Genomic DNA, 19,310 nt, shown 5'->3' with positions numbered 1-19,310 from the left:
TCTCGTAGTCGACGGCGCCGTCACCGGCCGGGCTGTGCCCCCAAGTCCGCCGGCAAAGCGGTGTAGTAGGGCAGATAGGCATCCAACAGGGCGCTCAGATAGTCCTGGTCCGCGGTGGCGGTGCGGAAGTCCGGCACCCGTAGGCGCAGACGTTCCACGGAGGCTTGAGTGATCGCGGGCGAGCCCGGGCGATGGATGCGGCGGGCCGTGACGCCGAGGCGCTGTTCGATGGCCGTCACGATCGACTCCACCGGCTGCGGAACTCCGGAGGCCAGGTTGAGGATCTCGCCGCTGACCCCGTCCTCGAGGAGCCGCTCGACCGCGTGCAGCAGATCCCGCACGTCCAGCAGATCCCGGTGCGCGCCCCGAAGGACCGTCACCTCGCCTTCGACGATGTTCCTGACGAGGGTGGGCAGCAGTTGGTGCGGCCGCTGATGGCGGCCCACGACATGGCTCAGCCGCAGGATCAGGTGCTCGGTACCGGAGGAGCGCACCACGCTCTCCAGGGCCAACTTGTGCCGCCCGTAAGCGTTCGGCGGCCGTACGGGGTCCGTCTCGGCGGCCGGGCCGGGCGGGAAGCCGTACATGGAGAAGGAGGCCGTGGAGAAGAACAGCAGTCGGCGGCCGTGCCGCCGGCACTCGTCCAGCACGTCGTAGAGGACGCGGGCCTCGCGGTCGTACTCGTCGAAGGCGGCCGTGGCCGTGCTGGAGACGCCGGAGGCGAGTGCCGTCACCTCCGGGAAGCGGTCGCCGAACGAGGCCGCCAGATTGCGGGCCAGGAAGCCGTCACCGATGATCCGCACGGACCTCTCCCCTCCCCTGGGCGGTGCCCGCGATTCCCGCAGCGCCGACACCGGCCACGGGCAGGCCGGGGGCGATGCCCGCGACGGTGCGCAGGGCCGCGACCAGGGTCCGCGCCTGCATGTTGACGTAGTGGCTGTACTTGAGCAGCTCCCCGAGCTGGCGCAGCGTCACCCAGTGGTAGTCGTCCGGCACGTCGGTGGGGACGCTGTCGTCCGCCTCGATGATCAGGTAGCGGTTCTGGGCGTTCAGGAACCGGCCGCCCTCCTCCGACAGCACCGTGTCGAACAGCACCTGCTCCGGACGGGCCGCCTCCACCAGGTCGAGGAAGAGGGGGCCGGCCCCCGGCGGCAGATGTGCGTAGTTCCCCGGGGTGCACTGCACGGTGGGGCCGAGTTCGATGACGTCCAGATAGCCCGGCTCGACCCGGGCATGCATCAGGCAGTGCATCACGCCGTCGATCCGGCGCACCAGCATCGCCGCCACCCCCAGACCGTGCGGTTCGAGCAGCGGTTGCGACCAGGACGCCACCTCACGCCGGTTCGAGACGACGTCCACGGGGACGATGCTGAAGAACAGGCCCCGCTCGTGCGAGATGCGGTCCTCGGCGAGGTACCAGCCGCGTCCCTCGATCTCGCGCAACGGCAACAGCTCGGCGCTGACCTCCCGCTCGCTCTGCTGTGTGGTGATCCAGCTGCGGACGGCCGCGTCCGAGTGGATGCCGGGAGCCGGTCCGGCGCCGTGATGCCAGTCGGGCAGACAGGACAGGACCGTACGTGCGTCCATGTTGACCAGATTCTCGTAGTGCAGCAGAGCATTGACCTGACGCAGCGTCAGCCAGCAGAAGTCCTCGCCCGCCTCCACCTCCGGGCCGACCTCGACGATCATGTTGCGGTTGCGCTTGCAGAAGAACCACGAGCCCTGCTCGGACTGGAGCACATCCGCGAGTACGCGATGGCCCCGCGCCCGCGGCTCACGGAAGCAGTCCAGATACGGCACCGGTGAACCACCGTGCACCCGCGTGTAGTTGCTCTTGGTGGCCTGCACGGTCGGGGACAGCTGCACCCCGTTGACATTGCCGGGCTCGGTCTTCGCCTGCATCAGACAGTGCAGCACCCCGTTGATCTCGCGGACCGCGACGCCCAGGATGCCTATCTCCGGCTGCCGGATGATCGGCTGGCTCCACTCCGGGACCGGCCCGAAGTCGGTGCGCACCTGCAGCCCGCGCACCGCGAAGAACCGCCCGCTGTGATGTTCCAGGTCGCCGGTGTCCGGGTGGAAGCCCCAACCGGACAGGTCGGCGAAGGTGGTGCGGCGCACCTCCTGGCTGTGCTTGCGGCGCCGCTCGTCCAGCCAGTCGAAGAACTGGACGTCGGACATCGCCTCGCCGCCGGTGGCCGTCGCCGAGGCGGCCAACCGCGCGGCGAGGACCGCTTCGGTATCGGACTGGGGACCGGTCGCGTTGAGCTGGGGCATCGCTGCCTCTCCATCGGATCGACGTCGGCCCACGGCGCCCGCCGCGGACCGTGGGGTCACTACGGCGGGCAGGGTGGGCCGGGACGCGCCGACGCCCCGGATGCGCCGGCCATGGACCGGTCCCCCGGCACACCGGCGCATGGGCCGTCTCCCGCGGGGCGCACGGCGGGTGCCAGCGCGGTCAGCACCAGGCCCTGGTCGACCAGCCACCGCCCCGTGAGTTCGGCGCCACCGCCGACCGGACCCGCGAAAGCGGGCGGCACCGGTATCAGCAGCCGGACCGAGAACGTGCCCCGTGCCGCGCCCGCGGCATCGGGCTCACGGGTGAAGCGCACCCGGGCCTCCTCGAACCCGAGCGGCCTGCGGGTGAGCGGGAACCAGACCTTGTACACCGACTCCTTCGCGCTGAACAGCAGCCGGTCCCAGGGCACTTCCGGCACCGTTCGCCGCAGCCGGGCGAGGTCGGCGCGTTCCTCGGGCAGCGACACCGCCTCCAGGACGCCGTCCGGCAGCGCGGCGGCCGACTCGGCATCGATGCCGAGCGCCACCAGGTCGGTGCTTCGGGCGACCGCCGCCACCCGGTAGCCGTCACAGTGGGAGATGGCACCGACCACCCCCGCGGGCCAGCCGGGCTCACCGCGCGGTCCTGGCAGCAGGGGCACCGCCTCGATCCCCAGTGCGGCCAGCGACAGCCGGGCGCACCGGCGACCGGTGGCGAACTCCCGCCTGCGCTTGTCCACTGCCCGCGCCACCACCGCCGCCTCCTCCGGAAACAGCGGGGGCGCCACCAACTCGCCGAGGACCTCGGTCACTTCCACGTGGTCCGGCAGCAGCCGACGCATCAGCGACGTCATCGGGAACCTCGCCGGGGAAGGATCTCGCGCAGCAGCGGATCGGGTATCCCGCGCGCCTGCCACTCGCGCGGATAGCCCAGCGACACCTCCCGGTGCGGCACCCCGTCGTGCCAGGTGGTGCGGGGGATGTGCAGATGGCCGTAGACGACGGTGGCCGCCCGGTAACGCCGGTGCCAGTCGTCCGTGGCGGTGGTCCCGCACCACAGCGCGAACTCCGGGTACCGCAGAATGCGGGTCGGCTCGCGGACCAGCGGGAAGTGGTTCACCAGCACGGTCGGCAGATCCGGCGGGCAGGCGTCCAGCCGCTCTCGGGTGTACGCCAGCCGCGCCCGGCACCAGGCCGCGCGGTCCGGGTAGGGGTCGCTGTGCAGGAGGAACTCGTCGGTGGCCACCACCCCGGCCTCCTCCGCCCGGGCGAGCGCGTCCGCGGGGCCGGTGGCACCGGACGGCAGGAACGAGTAGTCGTAGAGCAGGAACAGTGGTGCGATCACCACCGGCCCGTCGGGGCCGGGCCACTGCGCGTACGGGTCCTCCGGGGTCAACACCCCCAGGGACCGGCACAGTTCGACCAGCCTGCGATAGCGGGCCTCACCGCGCAGGGTCACCGGGTCGTCCGGGTGGGTCCACAGTTCGTGGTTGCCCGGCACCCACACCACGGTGGCGAACCGCTCGGCGAGCAGTCGCAGCACCCACTCGATGTCCGAGACCAGCTCCCCGATGTCACCGGCGACGATCAGCCAGTCGGAGGGATCGCGGGGGCGCAGGTCCCGTACGACGGCACGGTTCTGCTCGTAGGCGACGTGCAGGTCACTGACCGCGAAGAGCCTGCCGCCCGGGACACGGCTCACCGCTTCGCTGTCTCGCCGGTCGCGGGCCGCGGATCGGTGGTGCTGGGCATGGAGACTCCTCGTTGCGCGTCCGGAGCCTCGAATACGCGTCCGGCGCTCAGCTTTATGTCACCGCCCCGGCCGACCGCACAACGCGCCGCAGGCCCTGAGGGCGAAGTACAGGGGAAACGCCCAGACTTCCGACCGGCATGGCCGTCCGGGGCCGGCGGTGCCGGATAGTGGCGGCACATCCGCACGAACAAGCCAGTGCTCAAGACCACTGGAATCGGCTAACAGAGGACGGACGAGCAGCGTGAGCGTTTCCCCCGCCGACGACGGCCTGTGGTGCCGACGGTTCCACCCGGCTCCCGACGCCGCCCACCGTCTGGTCTGCTTCCCCCACGCGGGCGGTTCGGCCAGCTACTACCTGCCGGTCTCCACGGCCCTCGCCCCTCGTGTCGACGTTGTCGCCGTGCAGTACCCGGGCCGCCAGGACCGGCGCAACGAGCCGTTGATCGACGACATCGCCACGCTCGCGGACCACGTGTACGAGGTGCTGCGCGGCTGGGACGACCGTCCGCTGACCTTCTTCGGACACAGCATGGGCGCGCTCGTCGCCTTCGAGGTGGCCCGGCGGTTCGAGCGGGAGGGCAGCGGTCCGGTACGGCTGTTCGCCTCGGGCCGGCGAGCCCCCTCCCGCTACCGCGACGAGAACGTCCACCGGCGCGACGACGACGGCATCGTCGCCGAGGTCAAGGCGATGAGCGGCACCGACGACCGGCTGCTGGACGACGACGAACTGATCCGGATGATCCTGCCCGCGCTGCGCGGTGACTACCGGGCGGTCGAGACCTACCGAAGCGCACCGGGCGCCACGGTTGCCTGCCCGATCACCGCCCTCGTCGGCGACAGCGATCCCAAGACGTCCCTCGACGAGGCCCAGGACTGGGAGAAGCACACCAGCGCGGACTTCGACCTGCGGATCCTGCCCGGCGGCCACTTCTACCTCAACAGCCGTGCCGCGGACGTGCTGAAGGTGCTCGACGACCACTTCGCGGCACAGGCCGCGCCGCAGGGCGCCTGACCGGCGCCCTGCCGGGAGCACGACCCGACACAAGGAAGGAGAGCAGGTGAGCACGTCCGACGACACCGCCCTGGTACGGGTCGAGCGGGGCACGGCCAGCCAGGAGGAACTCGCCGCGCTGACCGCGGTCCTGCTGGCCCGCGCCGCCGCCGGCCAACCCGATCGGCATCCGGCCGGCCCCTGCCGTGGCGACGCCCGCTGGAGCCGTCCGGAACGCCGCCCCTTTTACCGGTCGCCGGTGAGCTGGCGCGGGGCGTCGTGACCACGGCTCCTCGCGGACGCCCGGAGATCCTCGTCAGACCACTCCCTGGGGACGGATCTCATCGCCGGGCGGCGGCTCGCCCGCCGGGTCGAGCAGCCCCGCTTCCTCGAGGGCGTCGGCGAGGCCCGAACGGCCGGACGTGGACATCTTGCGGTAACAGCTCGTCAGATGTTTCTCCACGGCCCGCCGCGAGACGCCGAGGGTGTCGGCGATGGCCTGGTTGGTCAGACCCTGCACGGCCATCTGAGCCACCATCCGTTCGGCCGACGTCAGCCGTGCCGGCGCCGTGACGGCGACCGCTGCGGGCCCCAGCATCTCCTGTGCACGGGCTGCGACCTGGGGCGCCCCGCACTCCACGGCCAGCTCGTACGACGTGCGCAGCGCCGCCTCCGCCTCGGCGGCATGGCGCGATGCCACCGCCTCCGCGAGCTGCAGCAGCACCATCGACCGGGCGTGCAGATCGGCGGATCCCTCCAGCACCTGGGCGGCCTCCCGTAGCAACCTCGGTGCCGTGGCCTTGCCCGTCACCGTTGCCTGCAAGGCCAGCGCGCGGCCCACGCCCGACGGGGCACCCCAGGCCCGCGCCTGCTCAAGGTGTTGTGCGCTCAGCTGTTCGGCCCGGTTCACTTCACCCATCCGGTGCAGCGCGCGCGCCGCCCAGTACTCCGCCGGTGCCAGCATCGGATTGCGCCATCCGGATCGCTCCAGCGCGTACCCGGCGTCCAGGAAGTGCTCCACGGCCATGCCCGGCTCGTGCTGCTGCTCCGCCTTGAGTCCCCGCACCAGGGTGAAAAGCCCCGGCAGCCTGCAGTTCTCGTACAGTCCGCGGGTCGGTTCCGGCAGCGAACCGATCAGTTCCGGTTCCCGGGTCCTGAGTGTCACCATGACCAGGGCGAGTGCCGACAGTGTGCTCACCTCCTCCGTTTCCACCACTGAGCAGGCCTTCACCGCCCGTTCTCGGGCGGCCGTGAGCCGGCCCTGGGCGAGCAGCACCAGTGCCTGCTCGCTGAGGATCACCGACTCCTCCAGTCGTCCTCCCCGGCGCACCGCGTCCTGCAGGGCCGTATCCAGCCAGGGCGGCAGCCCCGCCACCGAGTCCGCGGAGAGAGCGACCGACACCATCAGCGGCAGCATCGTGTGTACATGTGCCGCGGAGGCCGGCTCGTGGTCCAGCACACGGCGCGCGAGCGCCCCCACCTCTGCGGCGGTCAACGTGGCGGACGCCGTCGCCGAGTGCAGCAGCGTCACCAGCAGCTCCCGCTGGCCGCTGCCGGACATCTCCGGCCGCTCGCCCAACGAGGCCAAGCGGTCCAGGGTTGAGGCGAGCACCGCTGGATCGTTCTCGCACAAGTAACGCAGTCGGGCTTCCAGGCGCAGCTCCAGCGAGCCCCGGTCGGCCGGAAGCTCCTCGGAAGCCGCCAACTCCTGCGCCGTCTGCCGCAACAGGTCGCCGAGCGACAGCAGCGTGGTACCGGGCGACACCGGAGTGAGCGCCGTCAGCGCCTCGGCTCGGGCCAGCGGGCTGGGCAGCAGGGGGAACGCCTGGGCGATGTGCCGGACGGCGACCGACGGAGCGAAACTGCGCTCCACGGTCGCCAGCTCCACCAGCAGCCGGGCCCGTGCCTTGCTGTGCGGCAGGGCGTCACGCAGTGCCCGGCGCAGATAACGGGCGGCCGTCCTGGGGGCGCCGCGATGCATGGCCGTGCCGGCCGCGTGCCGCAGTGCCGCCACCGCGTCGTCGTCCAATGGGGCGGTGGTGGCGAGCAGATGGCCGCCCACCTCCTCGGGCGTGCTGCCCCGGTAGCGCAGCAGGGCGGCGGCCGCCAGGTGCAGCCGGTTGCGTTCGGCCGGTGGTGTGACGTCCTCGATCGCCTCGTGAACCGCCCGATGCGCCAGCCGGAGGCCGTCCTGCCAGGTGATCAACCCGAGCCGGCGCAGCCGCCGCAGACTGTCGTCCCGGTCCACCGGGTCAAGGCCGGCCAGTTCTCCCAGCACCTGCCGGTCGGCGTCGTCTCCGAGGATCAGCAGTGCACGGGCCGTGGCCAGCACGGACGGCGGCTGCTCCCGCAGACTCAGCAGCAGGCGCCGCCGCAGCGCCGGCGGCACCAGCCCGGCCACCTGCGGCGCCGCAGCCGCCACCGGGGCGATGCCGTGGGTCCGGCACTCCTGGAGAAGCGATACGAGATACCGCGGGTTGCCGCGCGTGACATCGTGACACGCGGCCGTGAACTCGGCGTCGCCAGGAGCGCCCAGGTGGTCCAGGATCAGGGCGTCGACCGATGTCGCGGCGAGCGGGGCCGGCAGCAGGGTGTACTCGGCGGCCGCGACCGGGCGGATGACGGGTGGCTCCGCCGCGGGTTCTCCCTCGCACACGGTCACCGCGACCAGGATCCTCCGGTGCGCCACCTGTTGCACCAGGTCGTCGAGCCAGTCCAGCGTGCCCTCGTCCGCCCAGTGCAGATCGTCGACGAGCAGAACCGGAGTACGGTCGTGGCTGATGTTCTCCACCATGGACAGCAGGGCGCGCGTGGTCGTCGGGGTGTGCTGCCTGGGCGCCTCCGGGTCGCTCTGGAGGAATGCGAGCGCGGGCCGGGCGGGCCCTGAGCACCATCTGCGCACGAAGGGGCCCGACTTGACGACGGGTTCCAGCAGCTGCCGGGCGACACCGAGGGGGAAGTCGCGTTCCGCGGGGGCCGCGTAGGCCCGCATCACCAGAGGCCGTGCCGGTGCCGCCGACCCGGCAACCGAGCCAACGGTCAGTCGTGTGGCCAGTTCACCGATCTCGTTGAGCACAGCCGACTTGCCGATGCCGGGCGGCCCGCTGATCACGACGAGGGATCCGCTGCCCTGCACGGCGAGCCGGAGGGCCTCGGCTGCCACTTTCAATTCGTTCTGCCGCTCATGCAACATGCCAGCGGCCTCCTTGCACGGTCTGGTGGAGCATGGGGGGTGAGTAAGACGTGCGTTGTGTGGGATCGGTTATGGATTCACCGGATTTCGGCCGTCCCGGGGCACCGATGCGGGCGCTGCGGTGTCCGCCCGTGCCCCGTGACGGGATCCGGCCATTTCCCGGGCCACGACGCCCTGCACGAGACGCCGGGCCGCGGGCGCCGGGCCGAGCCGACGCAGATCGCGTGCGGTCAGCCGGGCCGCCTGCGGCGTCAGTGAGCCGAGGCTCTGTCGCAGTTCGGTCCAGGCGAGCGTGGAGTCGGTACCCCAACGCTCCGCCAACCGCGACTCCTCGGCGAACAGAACCGCCGCCCGATCATGGTCACCGCAGCCCCGAAGGGCCAAGGCCGCCAGTGAACGCCATGCCATCAGCGCCGGGTTGCCCCATTCGAGGGCCGCCAGCCGCCGACCGCACTCTTCGGCCGCGGCCAGCGCCTGCCGAGGGTGCCCCCGGCAGAGCAGTAGCTGCGCGCGGGCATACAGCACATGACCCCAGGCGCTGCTCTCCTCGGCACCGAGCGGCAGCTTCTCACCGGCCAGTCGGTCGGCCTCCTCGTAGCGCTCCCGCACGACCAGCAGCCGGATCTGCGTCGCCCGCAGCATGGCGAGCCGGCTGGGATGCCACACCTCCGGCGGTGCCAGGGAGCGGCAGGCGGCGAGGTCGTGGGCGGCGGTGTCCGCATCACCGGCCCGCAGGTTCAGGTCTGCGCGCACCAGCAGTCCCAACGCCACCAGCGCGGGGCTGCGGCGGTGCCCCGCCTCGGCGAGTGTGGCATCCAGCGCGCTGCGCGCCGTGCCGTGCGCGTCCGCGAGGGACAGCACGCAACAGGCGGTGAACCGGGGGAGCAGCGCTCCGTCCAGCGGTGCCCGCAGTACCTGTCGGCACATCTCCTGTACCTCGGCCACGTCGTCGCACCGCATCGTCCGCCGCCAGGCCGCGGCGGCGAGGGCGGCCGGATCGACATCCGGGTCCGGCGGACCGTGGAGTGCCGCCCCCGCGTCCTGTGCCGTGGATCCAGGACGCTGCACGACGTCCGACGGCCGAAGCCGGACGTCCCGCGGTACGTCCGCGGATGCCGCGCGGTCGTTCCCGTACACCACGACCGGCACGTTCAGTGCCGAACTGGGTTCGCCGCGTGCGAGCAGGAGGTCCCGTGCGGCTGTGCGCACGCGCGGACGGGCCTGCGTTCCGGACAGCAGCTCGGCGATGCGGTGGTCCGCCGCTTCGGGCGCGGCCATCGTGTACACCTCGGCGGCCTCCAGCAGCACCTCGGCGCGCACGGCCGGGGGGAGCGGCTCGCGCAGCGCACGCTCCAGCAGTTCCGCCGCCTTGGTGTGGTGGTCCCGCTCCAGCCGGGTCCGGGCAGTGCGACGCAGCACCGAGGGTACCCAGGGCTCGCCCAACGCCACGGTGTTCAGCAGCAGCGCGGCGAGCACCTCCTCGTCGGCGTCGCAACGGTGTGCCCAGCGGGCCGCCTCCACCTGCAGCCGCCTGCGCTCGTCGCCGTCCATACCGACCAGCACGGTGGCCGTACCGTCGGTCAGCCGCAGCCGCGGCGGATCGCCGAAGTCGATGAGGCCCTGCACCCGCAACGTCCGCAGGGCGCCCGGCAGTTCGGTCTCGTCGAGGCCCACGAGGGCGGCCACCCGGTCCACCGCCACCAACCCCCGGCAAACGGTCAGCCCCCTCAACAGCGCGAGCGGTCCCGCGGCCAGCTTCGCCGCCGACTCAGCCGCCCGCGCCGCCCGCGCCGCGGCGATTCCAGCGGTGAACGCCGTCCTCAGCCCGGTGGCGTGCAGCTCGCCCGGCTCCCGGCGCAGCTCATTCAGGACCCGCCGCAGCAGCCAAGGACTGCCGTGGCTGAGCCGGGCGGCCCCTTCCCACCAGATGCCGTCCGACGCCGCCGGAACGGGCAGTCCCGACGCCGCGCACATCGCGCGCACCTCGGGGACGCCGAGCGGTCCGAGTTCCAGCCGCAGCTCTGTTCCGCCCTTGAACGCGGCCGCCTGATCAATGAGTTCGGCGCAGGCATCGGGGAACTCTCCGCGGGCGCTGGTCACCGTCAGCAGCACCCCCAGCGGCGCCGAGGCGAGCCGCCGCAGCAGCCCCGCGATCACCTGAACCGACTCGGGGTCCGCCCACTGCACATCGTCCAGGGCGAGGAGCGTCGGCCGGTGCGCCGTTGACAGCAGCGCGCGGCACCATCCCTGCACGGAGCCCTCCGTGGGTGCCCCAGCAGCCAAGGACGGGCCGGTCGTCGTGGGCCGAGGCAGCCGCAACTGCCGTACGAATGTGTAGGGATCGGGGGAGGGCGTGGCTGAGCCCTGTGCGGTGAGGACCTGGACACCGAGGGCCCGGGCGAGGGCCAGGCCGCGCCGCAGCAGTCGGGTGCGTCCGCTGCCCGGACTGCCGTGAATCACCGTCACGCCGGGGGTGCCGCCGCGGAGCCGAACCGTCATGTGGACCAGCGCCGCCTCCTCGGCCTCCCGCCCGTACAGCGGCGCGAAGTCGTCCTGGGCGGCCCGCTCGCGCAGGGCACGACTGCAGGGGGCTGATGGGATGCCCGGTGCGCTGCTCATCGCTCCACACCGCCCGGCTGGGACCCACCGACCCCGGGTGTGTCTTGCAACACGCCCACGAGTTCCTCCCGGCCGCTCACGCCGAGCTTCTGGTAGGTGTGAGTCAGGTGGAGTTCGACCGTGCGTCGGGTGATGTAGAGCTCCTCCGCTATCTCCCGGTTGGAACGGCCGGCCATCGCCAGGGCGGCGACCCGGCGCTCACGTTCGGTCAGGGCGTCACCGGGGCGGCCGGTGAGCCGGCGCGGCCGGCCGCCCGCCTCGGCGAGACGGAGGCGGACGCCTTCCGCGGCGTTGCCCGCCCCGCAGCCGATCATCAGGTCCAGCGCGGTCCGCAGCCGGGGCCGGGCAGCCAGCGGGTCGCCGTCGTCGAGCAGGGCCACGCCCAGTGCGTATTCGGCGCGCGCCCGCAGTAACCGGGCGGGGGATTCGGCGAGTTGGGCACACGCCTTGTCGAGGAGCCGGTGTCCGGCGCGGCCGGGCGTGGCCAGACCACGGGCCAGCAAGGCCAGTCCGGCACTGCGCGCGGTGCCCCAGCTCGCGACGAGCTCACCGCCCCGGGCGGCGACTCGGCGCGCTTCGGCAGGGCGGCCGAGTTCGGTCAGCAGGTCGGCCGCCTCCAGCCACCACGGCAGGAGCACCGGTGACTCCGAGCCTCCCGGGCCGAGCGCCCGGCCGCTGGAGCGCAGTGCGACCAGGGCGCCGCGCAGGTCACCGTGGGCTCTCCGGACGGCTGCCGTGGCCCACCAGTACATGGGGTGGACGTAGAACAGCGGCTGCAGGTCCGGGCCGTTGATCTCGTGGAGCACATGCTCGGCGGCCGCGACCTCGCCGCGTTGGGCGAGCACATAGGCGAGGGTGACGGCCGGAGCGACGACCGGGCCGTCGCCGCTTCGGCTCTCCAGTTCCAGGGCCCGTCGGCTGTCGTGTTCGGCCGCGGGCAGGTCACCCGTGCCGCACAGCACGAGTGCCCGGACCATGAGGGCCTGGACCCGGCTCGGGTCGAGTCCCCGGCGGACCGGGCGGTGCAAGAGCCGGTCGAGGGTGTCGAGCGCCGTGGTGGTGTGGTCGGTGAGATGCGCCACGACGGCGGAGGCGATCAACGACAGGTCGTCCAGCGGGGTGCCGGCGGCACAGGCGGCCATCGGGACGGGGGTGTCGGGCAGGGCGACGGGCCGGCCGCTGAGCATCGACAACGCTGTGCGGGCCAGGCGCAGGCGTCGGTTGCCGGGGCTGTCGGCGGCTGGCTCGATGCTTTGCTGAGAGCGCTCTCTGAGCCAGCGTACGGATGCGGGCCGCAACGATCCGCAGAGCAGCAGGGCCGATTCCAGGGCGGGCCGACAGTCTTCCGGGACGGTGACCGCCCCGGAGCCGGCCGGGCGGTCCAGGACCTGGGCGAGCAGTCGGGCCGCCTCGTCACCGAGCCCGAGGACGACGAGGGTGTCGGCGTACCGCAAGGCGATGTCGGCGAGTTCCCGCCCATCGGTGCTGGTGGCCAGCAACGTGCTCAGATGGTGGAGGGCGATGGAGGGTTCGGTGGTGGTGAGTGTCTCCGCCAGCCGGGCCCGGATCCGGCGCAGTGTGCGGGTGTCCTGGTCGACACCCATGTCCAGTGCGTGCGAAAGGTAACGCACGGCGCCACCGGGCGAGTCGGCGTCCAGGGCCGCGCTGTACAGCGCCTCCAGCATCCAGGGCTCGGCGCCGTACCGGATCCGCAGGACGACGTCCGCCACCTGGGTCGGTGGGCGCCCCGCATCCTCCAGCAGGCGCGCGGCACGGGAGTACAGCGGAATGAGGTCGTCACTCGATATGCCGTGCGGTACGTCACCGGCGGATCCGTCGGTGCCTGCTCGCAGAGCCTCGGGGGACAGAATCCGGCGCTCGGTGAGGTGGCCCATGGCCCGTTGTACGGCTGAGACGGGCATCCGGATCAGTTCGCTGACCAACTCCGGGTCGGCGGAGCCCAGTGCGGCCACCGCGGACAGCACCGCGGAGGCAGAACCGGGCAGCGCGCCGGGGCCCGTCCGTGTGGTCGGGCCCGCTCCTCTCCCCGTGTCCCCCGCGGCACTTGTGCCGACGCACCGGTCGGCGAATGCGTGAACCGCTGCGGGTATGCCCTCCGAGTGCTCCATGCACCGCCGCAGCAGGGCGGCGTCGGGTCGGCGGCCCAGCCGTTGAGTGAGCAGTTCGGCGACGTCCGTCTCCGTCAGCGGCTTCAACTGCAGGGGCGTCCAGGCGTGGTGGGCGAGCAGCGAGGTGACGGCGGGGTGTTCGGTGGCGGCGGGAAGAGTGGGGACCGTGATCACCGGCAGCAGGGGCAGTCCGGTGGACCTGCGCAGCACGTAGCCCAGGCCGCGCAGGGAGCGCGGGCGGCACAGCTGCGCGTCGTCCATGGCGAGGACCACGGGGCCGCGTCGGCAGAGCTCCACCACCGTCTCGTGGAGCCGATGGGACGACAGGGCCCCGCCGTCCAGCGGCGCCTGAACGACGGCTGCGTCGGTCCGTGCGGCGCCGGTTGTGTCGTACCAGGTTCCGTCAAGGGGGCCGGCGCGCAGCACCGGTGCCCAGGACCTGACGGTTTCGCAGAAGGTCTGCAGCAGTGTGCTGCGGCCGATGCCGGCGGGTCCCGTCAGCATCACGGCGGGAGCCGGGCCCGACCCGGCCCGGGGCATGAGGCCGATCAGCGCCGAGAGCAGGGCGGTCGCGCCCGGCGGTGGTTCGGCCGGAGCCGCGCCCGGGGGCGGCGGGTGATGCGCCGGCAAGGCAGCCAAAACGAGGTTCACGGTGCCACCGAATGTTCTGTGGGGGACGGACACTTGATGGGCTCTGGGCGAGATGGGGCGGGGAAGTGGTCGGCGTAATGCACGAGCGGGTGTAGGCGCCTCGGTTCCGTTCGGTTAGATAACGTCCAGGATTGTAGCCGATACAGCTTCTCAACTGTGTCTGTCATGTGAATGGCTGTCACCGATTGAATGTCCTGGTCGGCGTCGCGCCGAGTCCAAGGAATCGGTATGTCAGCTATTGCGGCGCACGTTTATGTCTGGTTCACCCGATCCGTCCCGTTGGTGCGAGTCGGGAAGTCGGTCGGGGTTCGGTCGGCGGGTGGAGGTGTGCATCGACCAGGTGTGAAGTATGCGTGAAGAGGGGGCTGGTGAATCCCCCTGGAGGCGGCTCAATGGTGGATTGAACTTCGTTCAATTCCCTGCATTCGATTAATGCCCTAGGATCGGGATAATTTGCGGGCGAGGGCGGGGTGCGCGAGATATTCTATTGCTTGCGGGCTCCTGCCTCCTGGATTTGCAGGCGCCTGGCCTCGTGTGCCGTGTCTTCGCGCGGAAAGTCCTGGCAAATTCGCCGTAGGGTGAATGAAAAGTGGCCGGGGCTCAGGCGGGCAGCCGAATGCGGAACCACGCCCCGCGGTAGGCGGATTCGAGGGTCACCTCGCCGCCGTGCGCGGCGACGATGGCCGCGACGACACTCAGTCCCAGGCCGTTTCCACCACCCGCGTCATCGTCCGGAACGCGGCCGGCAGCCGCCTGCCTGCCGTGGACGAACCGCTCGAAGGCCGAGCCGCGCAACTCGACGGGTATGCCCGGACCGTCGTCGATCACCTCGATGACCCGGTAACTGTCCTCGGTGCCCAGGCCTACTGAGGTGCGCGTGCCTTCGGGGGTGTGATGACGCACATTGGCCAACAGGTTGGCGACGGCCTGGTACAGGCGGTCCCTGTCACCGGTGACCGAGTGGCTGCCCGGCAGTATCGTCAGCCGGATCGGATGATGCGGGGAGCATGCCCTGGCATCGGCCACTACCTCACGGCACAGACGTGCCAGGTTCACTGGTTCCCGACGTAAGGGCTGGCCCAGGTCGATCCTGGTGAGCAGGACCAACTCGTCGAGGAGCGCCGACATGCGGCGGGTCTCGTCCGTCATGCGGGAGAGGGCCAGGTCGAACTTCTCCTGATCGGCCAGGCCGCCCATCCGGGCCAACTGGATGTAGCCGGAGATCGCGGTGAGCGGAGTGCGCAACTCGTGCCCTGCGGTGGCGAGGAACTCCAGCAGCCGCCGCTCGGTCTTGCGTCGGGTCTCGCGCTCCCTTCGCAGCTGGGCGCCCAACCCGAGAGCCGCCAGCAACGGCACGAGTATCAGCGTCAGTTTGAAGAGCCCCTGTGGAACGGGGACTCGCAGGGCGGATCCGGATCGCAGCAGGAAGGAGACCACAAGGGACAGGGCCCCGATCACCACACAACCGCGCCGGAGGCGTGCTGCGTTCAAGGGACGGGATGTCGATACGCCGCTGTCCCCTTGAGTCCGTTGATGGTGCACTAACCGTCCGATCAGCGTCGCGGTATCGAAGCAACGCGAGAAGAAGCCTTACTTGGCGGCACCATACCCAAGGTCGGTTCATACCAGGGGCGATCAGTATGACTGGCGTGTTTCGCAGCGCTACTGCCATTGACAGCCAGATGCGCATATGTCGGAAGGACGGAACACCACCTCGATGTCAGGCCGAAGACGCTGCTCAAGGCCTCCTCCGGTGTCCCGAACCTCTCCAGTGGCCCGCCGACTTGCTCTGCTCCACCTCGTGGCGGGCTACGACGCCGCGGGTTGCTTCCGACGGGCCCGGCTTCTGAGATCTAGGGGAATCCCTGGTTTTTCACCGGCAGTGCCACACCTCTCCGGCCGACGTGGTGAGAGGGTGCCCCCGTCTGGGTTCGGCTCAGGGAAGCGCCACCGATGGCGCTGTGCCGACGCGGCGCCGCTCTTTGAGGGCGGGCAGGCTGACACGGAACCACGCGCCCCGCTCGGACGGTTCGAGTCCGAGGTGACCGCCATGTGCCCGGACCACCGCCGCCGCCACACTCAGCCCCAGTCCGCGGCCCGGGCTGGGGGTCGAGCCCGGCGCCGTGGCGGTCTCCGCGCGGAAGAAGGGCTCGAAGATGCGCTCCCGCGCGGTCTCCGGGACACCGGGGCCGTCGTCGATGACGTCGATGACATGCCGGTCGCCGTCCAAGTGCAGCCGGACCTCGGCCGAAGTGTCCTCGGAGGTATGGACACGTACGTTGGCGAGCAGATTGCCGATCGCCTGCTCCAGCCGGTGCCGGTCGCCCGCCACCAGATGCGTGGGGGACTCCACCACACAGCGAAGGGAGCGCCGGGCGCCGGTGATCTCAGCGCCGGCCACCGCCCGGACGCAGAGTTCGGCCAGGTCCACCGGATGCTGTTCGAGCACTCTGCCGTGACCCGCCCCGGCCAGCAGCAGCAGATCCTCGACCAGGCGGGTCATGCGCCAGGTCTGCTGTTGGACCTGCTCCATCGCTTGGTCCAGGCGGTGGGGGTCGTCCAGCCCCCCTAGCCGGGCCAGTTGCGCATACCCGGTGATGACGGTGAGCGGAGAGCGCAGTTCATGACTGGCGGCGCCGACGAGTTCGCACAGCCTGCTCTCCTCCTGCCGATGTCGTACGGACCCTTCCTCGATGCGGCGCAGCAGGTAGTTGAGGGTGTCGGCCGTGCTCTGCAACTCCCGCAATGGCTGCGTCACGACCGGCACGCGCTCCATCGGCTCACCACCGCCCTCCGCGATCCGCCGGGCGCTGCGCGACAGGTCGCGCAGACAGGCCAGGACCGATCGGCTGTTCCGAAGGGCGGCGAGCAGCAGCACGGCGATCAGAGGGATGCTGATGGCGGTCTCGATGCCCACCAGTGTCTTCACGGTCGCCTCGTTCGAGACTGTCGACCGGGCGGTCACGAGATAGGTACCGCCCGGTAGGCGGCTCACCATGGCTCGGGCCGGCCGGTGCGCCACCGCCGCGGGACGGCTGGCGGCGGCCCGTTCGCGCAACTCCGCAGCCGGGATCGGCAGGTTTCCGACGAGGGACATGACCCCGGTCGAAAGCTGTACGGCACCCCTGGCATCGGTCACCACGGATGCGGATCCATCCATGGCCGGAGGCAGACCATTCCCTTGCCGCAGCGCCTGCAGCCGGAAACGGTGGTTCTGGACGATCTGCTGGTCGGTGTGCTCCCGCAGGCAGTACGAAAGCGTGAGCACGCAGGAGACGCCGGCGCCGAGCACGCCGAACGCGGTGGTCGCGAAGAAGCCCCGAGTGAGCCTGCGCGACAGGGACTTGCCAGCCGTATCGGACCTGTGTGACAAGCACCTACGGCCCGTGTCGGACCGGCCCGCCCGGCTCTTGCGGCGGCTCGGGGCGGCGCCGGCTTCGGTGGGCATCGCCTCAGCCCTCCGTGACATGTGCGGAAGGCGTCGTGCGCAGCAAATAGCCCGCCCCACGAACGGTGCGGATCAGCCTCTGTTCGGTGTCGCCGAGTTTGCGCCGCAGATAGTAGATGTAGGTCTCGACGATGGCCGACTCACCCTGGAAGTCGTAACTCCATACGTTGTCGAGCATTTGCGCCTTGGAGATGACGTGGTCGGCGTTCTCCAGCAGAAATCGCAGCAAGGCGAACTCCGTGGAGGACAGCTGCACCGGGCGGCCGTGCTGCCAGACCTCGCGGGTGTTCTGGTCCAGCTCCACCCACCCCGCCCGCAGCCTGGGGCCGCTGGACGGTGTCAGCTCGCGTCCGCGGCGCATGACGGCCCGGATCCGTGCCACCACCTCGCTGAGGTCGAACGGTTTGGTGACGTAGTCGTCGGCGAGTTCGAGGCCGCGGACCTTGTCCCGCACGGCGTCCCGGGCGGTCACGAACAGGACGGGGGCGCTGACACCCGCCTCCCGGAGGCGCCGGCAGACATCGAAACCGTCCATGTCGGGCAGGACGACATCGAGCAGGATCACATCCGGGGCGCGCTGAGCGGCTTGAGCGAGTGCCTCGGCCCCCCGGTCGGCGGTGACCACCTCGAATCCGAGGAATTGCAGCGCCATGGTGAGCATGGAGGCGATGCTGGACTCGTCCTCCACGACGAGCACAGTCGTTTTCGCGGACGTGTCGCTCTTGTTCATCGTGTGCGCACCATGAAGTCGGTCGAACCCGTTGCCGTCGAAGCCTTCGGCCTGATCAGGGGAGATGGAGGTCGCATGCCCTCATGGTCATGATGACACAGGGATGATCCCTTGGCTTTGTATTCCGATCGCCCTCTGACCGGACTTTGATGTAACTCTGAACTTCGTGGACTTGGCTGTCCGGACATGACGACATGTGCAGGGGCGATACCTGACCTTCACCCACTGGCCGCGTCAGAGGGGGATGATGACGTCGATGAAGTGCGCCGTAGAGTCCGATGGGAAATCTTCTCGGCCCTGACCGAGGTGGTGTCCGGCCAGGGGGACTGGAGCGAGCAGAGCGCCGCTCGTATCCGCGCCGAAGGCAGGGCGTGGGCGCAACGCATCGGGTCTGTCGACGAGTTGCTCAGCATGGTGCGCGGCATGACACGTCACCTCATCAATCGCTGCACGGTCGGCGGACATGGCCAGGACGCTCTGACGCACGAGGTCATGGTGCTGAGGCTGGGTGACGCCGGCCGCCGGGTGGGCCGGGAGCTGAACTGTGGCTTCTTTCAGGCCGAAAGCGGCCGCGAGACCACCCCAGTGCCATCGGGGCAGGCCCCCGCGCAGCGCATCCCCGGGCGTGCCGCCGGCGCCCGCGCGGTGCTGGCCGTGCACGCGCCCTCCTGCACGCTCGCCGACATCGACCAGGCGTTCCGAAACCATGCCGCCGCGATGGTGCTGGCCTCCGAAGAAGGCGCTCGTGTCGTGTTGCCCGCGGCCGATCAGGAGGAGTCGGTCGCCGTGGCGCGCAAGGCGCATGGCGACCTTCCGGGCGACGTATGGATCGCGGTGCACTGGCAGGACTTGACCCCCCACGTACCGGGGGTGCGGCCAGTGCCGGATATGGGGGGAGTGTCGGTTGCGGACGGCATCTGCGCCACGCTGCTCGCCCTTGCCTGTCCGCCGGGCGTGTATGAACTCGACGACGTACTGGTGGAGTACGGCGCCGCGGAAACCCCGGCCGTCTCGGAGCGGCTGCTCGCCATGGTGGAGCCGCTGCACGAGCACCCCGTGCTCTGGGGCACCCTGACCGCCCTCGTCGCCGCCGACGGTGTCCGCAATCGTGCCTGTGAGCGCCTGGGCATCCACCGCAACACGCTGGACCGTCGACTGCAGCGGATCACGCAGCTCACCGGCCAGCGCCTCGACGGCCTGCGCGGCCTGTGCACCCTGCGCGCGGCCCTCGCCGTGGTCGCCGTGACCCGGCTGCAGCGCAGCGCCGGCATCAGCGGGTCCGGGGTGGGGCTCAGGGGGGAGTGGCACGCAGCTGACGCCACCGACGTCAGTGACCACGACGCCGTTCCGGACGGCCCGCCCCGTGGCGGGGACCCGACTCGCCCTCGCCTTCGGGGTCCCCGCACGGCATGACCTCAACCGGTCAGGTGTCACCGGCGACACCGAACCGCCTTCACCATGGTTGTCCGTAGCACGCCTCCGGCTGCGTGCAGTACGGCATCCGTGGTGTGGGACGGCA

The 19,310-nt window shown here is 71.0% G+C and carries 13 protein-coding genes; 3 read left to right on the top strand and 10 right to left on the bottom strand.

Annotated elements, in window-relative coordinates; genetic code table 11:
• Positions 1 to 20: 20 nt before the first annotated feature.
• The 4 genes from POF73_RS32265 to POF73_RS32250 are packed head-to-tail and all read right to left on the bottom strand — an operon-like array spanning position 21 to position 3,979.
• Entirely contained in the window at positions 21 to 803 is a 783-nt protein-coding gene (locus POF73_RS32265; RefSeq protein WP_272122565.1) for an NAD-dependent epimerase/dehydratase family protein, read from the bottom strand.
• Entirely contained in the window at positions 787 to 2,277 is a 1,491-nt protein-coding gene (locus POF73_RS32260) for an NDP-hexose 2,3-dehydratase family protein (protein ID WP_272122564.1), read from the bottom strand. Before POF73_RS32260 ends, POF73_RS32265 begins: the two co-directional genes overlap by 17 nt.
• Before the next feature lie 59 nt (positions 2,278 to 2,336).
• Positions 2,337 to 3,131, bottom strand: coding sequence for a 4'-phosphopantetheinyl transferase family protein (locus POF73_RS32255; protein ID WP_272122563.1), 795 nt, complete (start codon positions 3,129 to 3,131; stop codon positions 2,337 to 2,339).
• Positions 3,128 to 3,979, bottom strand: a complete 852-nt coding sequence (locus POF73_RS32250) for a metallophosphoesterase family protein (RefSeq protein WP_272122562.1) — start codon at positions 3,977 to 3,979, stop codon at positions 3,128 to 3,130. The genes POF73_RS32255 and POF73_RS32250 overlap by 4 nt, the downstream gene beginning before the upstream one ends.
• Positions 3,980 to 4,271: 292 nt before the next feature.
• Here POF73_RS32250 and POF73_RS32245 point away from each other — a divergent pair, with 292 nt between their 5' ends.
• Complete coding sequence (locus tag POF73_RS32245; RefSeq protein WP_272122561.1) at positions 4,272 to 5,042, top strand: thioesterase II family protein; 771 nt, start codon at positions 4,272 to 4,274, stop codon at positions 5,040 to 5,042.
• 46 nt (positions 5,043 to 5,088) lie between these two features.
• Complete coding sequence (locus POF73_RS32240) at positions 5,089 to 5,304, top strand: acyl-CoA carboxylase epsilon subunit (protein WP_272122560.1); 216 nt, start codon at positions 5,089 to 5,091, stop codon at positions 5,302 to 5,304.
• Positions 5,305 to 5,337: 33 nt separating this feature from the next.
• On the opposite strand, the gene POF73_RS32235 is transcribed toward POF73_RS32240, so the two are convergent.
• The 6 genes from POF73_RS32235 to POF73_RS32210 all read right to left on the bottom strand — a co-directional run bounded on the left by POF73_RS32235 (position 5,338) and on the right by POF73_RS32210 (position 17,791).
• Complete coding sequence (locus POF73_RS32235) at positions 5,338 to 8,214, bottom strand: helix-turn-helix transcriptional regulator (protein WP_272122559.1); 2,877 nt, start codon at positions 8,212 to 8,214, stop codon at positions 5,338 to 5,340.
• 69 nt (positions 8,215 to 8,283) lie between these two features.
• A complete protein-coding gene (locus POF73_RS32230; protein ID WP_272122558.1) occupies positions 8,284 to 10,833 on the bottom strand; it encodes an ATP-binding protein in 2,550 nt (849 codons plus the stop codon).
• Positions 10,830 to 13,601, bottom strand: a complete 2,772-nt coding sequence (locus POF73_RS32225) for a LuxR family transcriptional regulator (RefSeq protein WP_272122557.1) — start codon at positions 13,599 to 13,601, stop codon at positions 10,830 to 10,832. Before POF73_RS32225 ends, POF73_RS32230 begins: the two co-directional genes overlap by 4 nt.
• 612 nt (positions 13,602 to 14,213) lie before the next feature.
• Positions 14,214 to 15,104 (bottom strand): sensor histidine kinase, encoded by an 891-nt coding sequence (locus POF73_RS32220; protein WP_272122556.1) that lies wholly within the window; start codon positions 15,102 to 15,104, stop codon positions 14,214 to 14,216.
• A 445-nt stretch (positions 15,105 to 15,549) separates the two neighbouring features.
• The gene (locus POF73_RS32215; RefSeq protein WP_272122555.1) at positions 15,550 to 17,061 is read right to left on the bottom strand and encodes a sensor histidine kinase; all 1,512 of its coding nucleotides are present in this window, start codon (positions 17,059 to 17,061) and stop codon (positions 15,550 to 15,552) included.
• A 4-nt stretch (positions 17,062 to 17,065) separates the two neighbouring features.
• Positions 17,066 to 17,791, bottom strand: a complete 726-nt coding sequence (locus tag POF73_RS32210; protein WP_272122554.1) for a response regulator transcription factor — start codon at positions 17,789 to 17,791, stop codon at positions 17,066 to 17,068.
• A gap of 261 nt (positions 17,792 to 18,052) precedes the next feature.
• Here POF73_RS32210 and POF73_RS32205 point away from each other — a divergent pair, with 261 nt between their 5' ends.
• Positions 18,053 to 19,204, top strand: a complete 1,152-nt coding sequence (locus POF73_RS32205; protein ID WP_272122553.1) for a helix-turn-helix domain-containing protein — start codon at positions 18,053 to 18,055, stop codon at positions 19,202 to 19,204.
• The last annotated feature ends 106 nt before the right edge of the window (positions 19,205 to 19,310 follow it).

This window comes from Streptomyces sp. HD (assembly GCF_028369295.1).
Taxonomy (GTDB): domain Bacteria; phylum Actinomycetota; class Actinomycetes; order Streptomycetales; family Streptomycetaceae; genus Streptomyces.
Note: the sequence above shows the minus strand (reverse complement) of the source record. Positions and strands in the feature narration are given on the sequence as shown.

Excerpts from the sequence above, each read along its gene's own strand:
- POF73_RS32260 (WP_272122564.1), bottom strand. The coding sequence starts at position 2,277 with ATGCCCCAGCTCAACGCGACCGGTCCCCAGTCCGATACCGAAGCGGTC.
- POF73_RS32255 (WP_272122563.1), bottom strand. The coding sequence starts at position 3,131 with ATGACGTCGCTGATGCGTCGGCTGCTGCCGGACCACGTGGAAGTGACC.
- POF73_RS32235 (WP_272122559.1), bottom strand. The coding sequence starts at position 8,214 with ATGTTGCATGAGCGGCAGAACGAATTGAAAGTGGCAGCCGAGGCCCTC.
- POF73_RS32230 (WP_272122558.1), bottom strand. The coding sequence starts at position 10,833 with ATGAGCAGCGCACCGGGCATCCCATCAGCCCCCTGCAGTCGTGCCCTG.
- POF73_RS32215 (WP_272122555.1), bottom strand. The coding sequence starts at position 17,061 with ATGCCCACCGAAGCCGGCGCCGCCCCGAGCCGCCGCAAGAGCCGGGCG.
- POF73_RS32210 (WP_272122554.1), bottom strand. The coding sequence starts at position 17,791 with ATGAACAAGAGCGACACGTCCGCGAAAACGACTGTGCTCGTCGTGGAG.